Below are 8,588 nucleotides of genomic sequence, written 5' to 3' on the forward strand. Positions count from 1 at the left end.
TCGCACTCGAAGGATCACGCGATGGCCGTTCTCATTTCACGGCGCCACGCCTGCTAGCTGGGGAAACTCATACACCACCTCCGTGGACGCAACCCGTAGGCGTGACCTCGATGTCATGTCCTCGTGTCTTCATACGTCAATCCCATCAAACATCTCCGGTGACGGCCAACGCTCACCGGCGACGCGCGATTCGCCCCGGCACTGTCCGCGCCGCTGTGCGGCAGCACGAGAGGGCGCGCTTCGTCGGCACGCCATGTGGCGAAGATGCCACGCGTATCACATGAGCGGACTCCGAGCCGAACGGACGCGTCCTCCAGCAGACGGCCCAGCGGCATGAGCGGGTGTTGCCGGTTGGCGGCTGAGACGTGTAGGACGGCTCTTGTCGTCACGTCCGCACGCCCGAGGTGCCGGGAGCCGAATCATGGATGATCGTTTCAACGTGGTCGTGAGCACGGGATCGCTGAAGATGACGGACGAACACGCGGTGCATTTCCCGCATCGGTGGACGCCCGAGGGCGTGAGCGTCAGGGCGGACTTCACCGGAGGACATCTCCTTCACCTCGCGGCGGCGGGATGCGTCCTCAACGACCTTTACCGGGAGGCCGCCGCACTGGGAATCGAGCTCCTGGGAGTACGCGTTTCCGCAGCCGGCGGCTTCGACATCGAGAGCTGGCGGTCGACCGGGATCACCTACACCGTCGACGTCAGCTCCACTGCTTCAGCCGAGAGCATCGCCCACCTGATCGACATCGTGGACTCCGTCGCCGAGATCCCTCGCGCCATCCGACGGGGTGCCACCGTACAGAGGATCAGCTGATGACCGTGCAGGAACATGACCGACGAGGACTTCCGCACCGTTACGGCGACACGAACACGCGGTCGGCGGCAGAAGGGCACGCCTGAGCACCACGAGTCGCCTGAACCGCTCGGCTTGGCGGAACCGGAGGGGCACCCGGATTCCAGGCCCTGACAAGAACCCCGCGAACGTCGGCCGTTTGCCATCCGGGCGGAGCCTTCCGCCAGAGGCTGCTTTCGGCAGACCTTGTTGTTGAATTCCGCCGCTGCACGACCATGTAAAAGGCCCTCCGGAATGATTCCGGAGGGCCTTTGTCCTGCTGCGCGGCCGAGAGGGTTCGAGCCCCTGGCCTTCTGATCCGCCGCCGGTCCGAGGCCGTTGAAAGCGGTTCGCCGGGTCGTCCCGCACATGAGCGCCGTCGCCGAGGCGGTGGTCATGGACCGTTGCGGGATGAAGCCCCTGACGTGCGCTGTCGCCCCCTTGATGGGCGTGGGCCGGCGGCGTGGAGGGGTGGCCGGTCTCGCTCGCGTGTTCCGGACATCCCGTCGGCGTCTGGGCAAGCTCCGTCACAGTCAACGGCAGCTTTCGCTATTTCTACTGAATGCCGACAAGTCTATATTTCATTCGCTATGTATTGATTTTTTCGATCGGCTGACCAACGCTGATCGGGACGCCCGGTCATGGAGGGAGCAATAATGCCTGTCACCCTGGAACGCTCTGAGGAGATCGTCTCCGCGTGGCGCAGCGGAGCCGACATCGAGGGCTGGGACAACCCGGCCGGTCCGCTGTTCATCGGTGACTACGCCGAGTCGGAGATCACGCTGACGGCCCTGGACACCCGGCTGGCGAGCTCGTGCACCTGCAGCCGCTTCTGCTGCTGATCAAGGAAGGATGATCCGAATGGCCGGGGACTTCGACCCGTCGCTGGACTTTCTGACCGCACCGGCGCTGGTCGGGCTGTCCGCCACGCTGGGATCGATCCCCGGCCTCACGGAGGCGGAAGCCCGGCTGATATGCCGGAGAACCGCCGAAGCGCTTGAGGAGACCGTCCGCCTCAAGGTCAACAGGGTCCTGCTGCTGGAACTCAACGCCGCCAGGATCACCGGGAGGCTGACCGCCGAGACGCCGCAGCTGCGGTGGCAGGAATGGAAGGCGACGGCCGCGACGCCCGAGTTCTGGCTGTCTCTGGCCGGGCACTATCCCACGATGCTGTCCAGGCTCGGCACGATCATCGACAACAGGTGCGCCGCGGCCGTGGAACTGGCCCGCAGGTTCGCCGCCGACCGCGCGGCGCTCACCGCACTGCCCGGCGGTCTCCGAGGCGAGCTGGTCGGAGTCGACTTTGGGACGGGAGACAGCCATCGCGGAGGGCACAGCGTCGCCGTCCTGCACGGCTCGCAGGGCAAGGTGGTCTACAAGCCCCGGTCCCTCGCCGTGGACGAGGCGCTGGCGAGACTGATCGACCGCCTGGCACCCCGGCTGCCCGCCGGCAGCCGCATCCGCGTACCCGACGTGCTGATTCGCCAGGAGTACGGCTGGGCGGAACACATCCAGCACCGCTACTGCGCCGACGAGACGGAGCTGCGGTCCTTCTACCGCGGCGTCGGGCACTGGCTGGCGCTGATGCGGCTGATCGGCGGCAGCGACCTGCACATGGAGAACCTCATCGCGGCCGGTCCCGCGCCCGTCGTCGTCGACTGCGAGACGCTGTTCACCCCGCACGTCCCGGCCAAACCTTCCGGATACGGCGACGCCGTCGACCAGGCGACCGACCTGCTCAGCGGATCGGTGCTGCGCACCGGACTCCTTCCCGGACGTGGTGTCTCACTCGCCTGGCGCGGCGTCGACATGTCCGCCGTCGGAGGCCTGCCCGGCCAGCAGCCGTACACGCAGATGCCGGTCGTCGTCGACGCGGGCACGGACATGGCGAGATTGGGGATGGAACGGGTCGAGCTGGGAGCGGTGAGCAACCACCCGAGCCCCGATCCGATCCTCGTCCACTACTGGGACCTGGTGCTGTCCGGATTCACCGAGCTGGTCGAGCACCTCGACATGCTGGATCGGCGGGATGAGCTCGCCGGGCTGCTCACGGACTTCGCCGACCGTCCGATCCGGGTCGTGCTCCGCGCCACCGAGGCGTACGCCGAGCTGGCCCGCATGCTGTGGCACCCGGCCTCACTGCACGACGAGCCGACCGCGATGGGCAAGGCGGCGGGGTTGCTGGCCCAGCATGCCGAGAACCTGCCCGGCGCGCCCTCGGACCCCGAGGTGATCGACGCCGAGGTGGCCGAGTTGCTGGTCGGCGACATCCCCTTCTTCGCCACGACTCCTGCTCGCGGCCGTCTGGACGGCCCTGGCGGAACCTCTTACGGAGACGAGCAGGACCTCATCGCGGACGCGCTGCGGCGCTGGCGCGACCGCGACGCGGCCCTGGACCGCGAGGTGATCCGGTCCGCTCTGGTCAGCGCCTACCTCAACGAAGGGTGGATGCCCGCCAACAAGCGTATGACCGTGCCTCCCATCCGGCACCGGGACCTCGAGCGGCGCCGGCGCCGGATCGCGGCCGGGATCGCCCGCGACATGCTCGACACGGCGATCCGGGGCGACGACGGCACCGTCACCTGGACCGCGCCGGTGCTCACCTCCGACGGCTGGTTCGTACAGTCACTGTCTCCCGACGTGTACGGCGGGGCGTACGGGGTCGCCATCACTCTGGCCGCCTACGTGAGTGAGACCGGGCAGGGCAGGGCCGACGAGGTGCCGGGGCTGGACGGACTGCTCACCGACCTCCTCCATACGATCAGACTGGCCGAGGAGCGCGACGCGGAGGCACGCCGCACCGGGCCGCGGCGCCGCCCCGCCACCCCAGGCGGCTATGTCGGCATCGGCTCGCAGATCTGGAGCTGGCTGCTGCTGCGCAGGCTGGGCGCCGTCGGCTCGGAGGAAGCGGTCGCCCGGGCCGGCGCCCTGGCGGGGCGACTGCCCGAGGCGGTGGCCGCCGACGGGGTGTACGACCTGCTCACCGGCATGGCAGGCGCCATCGTGCCGTTGCTCCGCCTGTCGGAACAGACCGGTGACCAGCAGTGGTCCACGCAGGCCGACCGCATCGGGGAGCGCCTGCTCTCACTGGCCCACATCGACGGCCGGGGAGCACGCTGGCCCAGCACCGCGTTCCCACAGGGGTTGGGCGGGGTCTCACACGGAGCCACCGGGATCGCCTGGGCGCTGGCCCGGCTCGCCGACAGCGCCACGGCCGGCGCTGCGGACTTCCGCGCCCTGGCGGACAGGGCCTTTCTGTACGAGGAGTCACTGTACGACCCGGCGGAGAAGGGCTGGCGTGACCTGCGCGAAATGGATGACCATCGCGTGACCTCCAGCGCGTGGTGCCACGGGGCCGCCGGCATCGGCCTCGTCGCGGCCGACCGGCTGGCCCGCGAAGGTGACCCGCGCTGGGCGGACGTGCTGCGCCGGGCCGCCGCGTCGTCCTGGTCGAGGGGCATCGGCTGGAACCACACGCTCTGCCACGGAGACCTCGGCAACTGGGAAATCGTGCGCCACGCGATCGATGTGGGTGTCGGACCCGAAGGGCTGACTCCGGAGTACCTCGCCGCGTACATGATCGGCAGCATGGAGGAGCACGGCCCGGTGAGCGGCCTCTCACGTGACGCCTTCAGCCCAGGTCTGATGCCGGGAGTGGGCGGCATGCTCTACCAGCTACTACGCCTGTCCCCCGGCGCCTCCCTCCCCTCCGTCCTGCTCCCGGACCCGGAGAACTGACCGCCCCGTCTCCTCTCCCGCCCGCCCCGGTTCTTCAGCATCTTCGAGTTATCACATGATCACATTGCGCGATGTTTCCGCGTGATCGATGATGACGGGTATGCGCGGAGGTGTGCTCTTATGGGGCGGCGCCGGAGTCGCGGTGGTCGCCATGGCGGGGCTGGGTGTCCACCTGGTCCGGGTGGGGCTGGACGCGGCGGACAAACTGGCCAGCGTCTGTGGGCTGTTCGTCGCGGTGGCCGGTCTGGGGGTGGCGGTGTACGCGCTGATCGCCGACCCGGCGCGCGGCGGAGTGCGGCAACGGGCCACGGCCATCCGGCGGGGCCGGGTACGGCAGGCCGGCCGCGACATCAGCGAAGGATCACGGCCTGTGGTGTTCGACAACGGCTCCGCAGCCGACGAGGCGCACCCTGAGGTGCGGCAGTGGGGCAAGGCCACCGGTGATGGCCAGGTGGATCAGGCCGGCCGCGATATCCACCAGCGGTGAGCCGGCGACGCAGGTCACCCAAGGTGACCCAGCACGCGCGGGCGACCGGACTGGCCGGTATCGTCCAGGCGGCCGGCGACGTCATCGTTTACGGCGGGGAGGAGCCTTACCGGTGGGCGCCGTGGCCCGCGCCGGCGGCGCCGGAGGCGCGGGCGCAGCCCAGTGAGCTGCTGCGGGCGGCGAACGCGCTGGTCGGCTTCACCGGTCGTGACGCGCTGCTCGCGCGGCTGCGGCAGTGGCGGGACGGGGATGCCACGCTGGCGGTTCATCTGATCCATGGGGCGGGCGGGCAGGGCAAGACGCGTCTGGCCCATCGGGTGGCACGGCTGTGGCAGGGCGAGGGGTGGGTCGCGCTGGCGGCGCACCATCGGCGCGACCGATCGGTGCCCGCAGAGTTCGAGGTTCCCGATTTCGACGGGGCGGCCGGGGTGCTGGTGGTGGTGGACTACGCCGAACGGTGGGAAACCGCGGACCTTCTGACGCTGTTGGCCGACATGCGAGCACGTGCCGGGCCGGCGGTGCGGGTGCTGCTGCTGGCCCGCCCGGCCGGCACCTGGTGGCAGAGCCTGAAGGGGCGGATCCAGCGTGATATGCACCTGGTGCCCACCCGGGAGGAACTGGCGCCGCTGGAGCAGGAGAGCGGCATCACCCGTCGCGGGTTGTTCACCGAGGCCCGCGACCGCTTCGCCGAACTGCTCCAGATGCCCGGCGCCGACGGCGTCGCGCCGCCACCGGCATTGGAGCGGCACGAGGCGTACCGGCTGGTGCTGACCGTGCACATGGCCGCCCTCGCCGCGGTGCTGGCCCATGACCGGGGCCGGCCATCTCCCGCCGACCCGGTGCAGGTGTCGGAGCTGTTGCTGGCACGTGAGCGAGACCATTGGGAAGCGATGTCGACCCCGAGCCGAGCCACACCACTTGCCACCACTGCGGACACGATGGGTCAGATCGTCTATACCGCCACTTTGACCGGCCGCCTCGGCTACGTCGACGGCAAGGCCGCCCTGGAACAGGCGGGTATCGATTCCACACTGGCCGCCGGGCAGCTCCTCAAGGACCACGCGGTGTGCTACCCGCCCGCGGGGACGCCCGGACCTGCACACCCGGAGCAGCGGCCCCCGGCGGGCCGGGGCGGCGTCACGGTGCTGGAGCCGTTGTACCCGGACCGGCTGGGCGAGGATTACCTCGCGCTCTGCACCCCGGGCCACTCCTTCGACTTCCCGGCCGATCCGTGGGCGGAGGAGGCGCCGGCCCGCTTGCTCGCCCCGCCGGACGGCGACCAACGCGCACAGTCAGGCGACGGCGTCGCGGTCTGGGTCCGTCAAGGGCTTACCACGTTGATCGAAGCATCGCGCCGCTGGCCGCACCTGGCCACCACGCAGCTGTATCCGCTGCTGAGCGCCCATCCACACCTCGCGCTGCACGCAGGTGGGGCCGCGCTGGCCGCGCTGGCAGAGCTGGAGACCATTGACACCACGCTGCTGGAGGCCATCGAATCCGTCCTGCCCGCACACCGGCATATCGATCTGGACATCGGCATCGCGGCGGTCGCCGACCGCCTGGCGAAGCACCGACTGGCCGCCACCGACGATCCGGTCACGCGCGCTCGCATCCACGAGGATCTGGCGGTCCGCATGTCCTACGCCGGCCTGCACGCCCGCGCACTGACCGAAGGCCGGCAGGCCACCCGCCTGTGGGATCACCTGGCTCGGACCATCCCCTATGCCTACCTGCCCGAGCTGGCCGGTTCGTTGATCAATCACGCAGGCCGGCTGGCGGAGGTGGGCCGGCGGGCCGACGCGGTCATCTTCTCCGAGGCAGCCGTCGGCCTGTACCGGGAGTTGGTGTCGGTCGACCGGGATGCCTTCCTGTCCGAGCTGGCCGGTTCGTTGATCGATCACGTGGGTCGGCTGGCGGAGGTGGGACGGCGGTCCGAGGCGCTCGCTCTCTCCCATGAAGCCGTCGATCTGCGGCGGGAGTTGGTGACGGTCAACCGGGACGCCTTCCTGCCCAACCTGGCCCTCTCGTTAACCAATCACGCGGTCCGGCTGGCGGAGATGGGGCGGCGGTCCGAGGCGCTCGCTCTCTCTCACGAAGCCGTCGATCTGTGGCGGGAGTTGGTGTCAGCCAACCGGGATACCTACCTGCCCAACCTGGCCAACTCGTTGACCCTTCGCGCGGTTGGGCTGGCGGAGATGGGACGGGGGTCCGAGGCGCTCGCTCTCTCTCACGAAGCCGTCGATCTGTGGCGGGAGTTGGTGACGGTCAACCGGGACGCCTACCTGCCCGAGCTGGCCGACTCGTTGCACAACCACGCGGTCCGGCTGGCGGAGGCCGGGCGGCAGGCCGAGGCGCTCACTCTCTCCGAGGAGGCCCTCCACCTGCGGCGGGAGTTGGTGACGGTCAACCGGGACGCCTACCTGCCCAACCTGGCACTCACGTTGACCAACCACGCCAACCGGCTGGCGGAGGAAGGGCGGGCCGAGGCGGTGATCCATTCGCAAGAAGCACTCGACCTGTATCGGGAGTTGGTGTCGGTCAACCGGGACGCCTACCTGCCCAACCTGGCCACCTCATTACACAACCACGCGAACCGGCTGACAGAGGAAGGGCGGCAGGCTGAGGCGCTCACTCTCTCCGAGGAGGCCCTCCACCTGCGGCGGGAATTGGTGTCGGTCAACCGGGACGCCTACCTGCCCAACCTGGCCAACTCGTTGACCAACCACGCGAACCGACTGGCGGCGGTGGGGCGGGCCGAGGCGGTGACTCTTTCGCAAGAAGCCGTCGACCTGTATCGGGAGTTGGTGGCGGTCAACCGGGACGCCTACCTGCCCAACCTGGCCACCTCGTTGCACAACCACGCGCTCCGGCTGAGGGAGCTCGGACGCCTGGCCGAGGCGGTCACCATCTTCGAGGAGGCCGTCGACCTGTACGGGCATTTGATGACGGTCAACCGGGACGCCCACGTGTCCGACTATGCCGAAACCCTCGCAGTTCTCGGGTACCTCCTGATCGAAGCGGAACGGTTTCGTGAGGCGATCGAGCCCCTGCTCACAGCGTTTGTCGCCGCGCACGTGATGCCCGAGCACGCCGGAGACAAGCTCGGCACGATCGTCGAACTGCTGCGCCGCTCCTACGCGGGCGATGCCGGTGGAGTGAGCGAGACGCACCTCTCGCTCACCGGTGAAGACGTTCCCGAATGGATGAGACACCCGCCCGCCGGCCCCGCAAGCTGAACGCCACGAGAAGGCCCATTCGCACTGACCTTGCCGTCCGGACAGGCATGGCTCGCCAGCGCCTTTTCGCGCACGTACTCCCGTTCCCCGCACTGGTGGTGTCGGTCACGTCCAGCGAAGCGGTGTATGAGCCGCCCTTCGCGTGATCCTGTTTCTGCAGGTTAAGCGGTGAGTGTCTGCGGGATCGGACCCTGTTCCGGTGTGTCGCCGGCCAGCAGGCGCATCCGGCACTTGGCCAGGATGTCCAGGCCCATGTAGCGGCGGGCCTCGGTCCACTCATCGGTCTGCTCGG

The 8,588-nt window shown here is 69.2% G+C and carries 5 protein-coding genes; all 5 read left to right on the forward strand.

The window, feature by feature from the left end; all coding sequences use genetic code 11:
• Window positions 1–421: 421 nt before the first annotated feature.
• The 5 genes from ACFYSC_RS36715 to ACFYSC_RS36735 all read left to right on the forward strand — a co-directional run bounded on the left by ACFYSC_RS36715 (window position 422) and on the right by ACFYSC_RS36735 (window position 8,296).
• Entirely contained in the window at window positions 422–817 is a 396-nt protein-coding gene (locus tag ACFYSC_RS36715; protein WP_389970967.1) for an OsmC family protein, read from the forward strand.
• A 674-nt stretch (window positions 818–1,491) separates the two neighbouring features.
• The gene (locus tag ACFYSC_RS36720) at window positions 1,492–1,677 is read left to right on the forward strand and encodes a DUF6229 family protein (RefSeq protein WP_389970970.1); all 186 of its coding nucleotides are present in this window, start codon (window positions 1,492–1,494) and stop codon (window positions 1,675–1,677) included.
• A gap of 10 nt (window positions 1,678–1,687) precedes the next feature.
• Window positions 1,688–4,573 carry a type 2 lanthipeptide synthetase LanM family protein gene (locus tag ACFYSC_RS36725; protein WP_389970973.1) on the forward strand — a complete coding sequence of 962 codons (2,886 nt, stop codon included), beginning with the start codon at window positions 1,688–1,690 and terminating at the stop codon, window positions 4,571–4,573.
• Window positions 4,574–4,673: 100 nt separating this feature from the next.
• Window positions 4,674–5,060, forward strand: a complete 387-nt coding sequence (locus ACFYSC_RS36730) for a hypothetical protein (protein ID WP_389970976.1) — start codon at window positions 4,674–4,676, stop codon at window positions 5,058–5,060.
• A 23-nt stretch (window positions 5,061–5,083) separates the two neighbouring features.
• Window positions 5,084–8,296, forward strand: a complete 3,213-nt coding sequence (locus ACFYSC_RS36735; protein ID WP_389970979.1) for a tetratricopeptide repeat protein — start codon at window positions 5,084–5,086, stop codon at window positions 8,294–8,296.
• Window positions 8,297–8,588: the final 292 nt, after the last annotated feature.

The organism is Streptosporangium sp. NPDC004379 (assembly GCF_042873875.1).
Lineage (GTDB): Bacteria > Actinomycetota > Actinomycetes > Streptosporangiales > Streptosporangiaceae > Streptosporangium.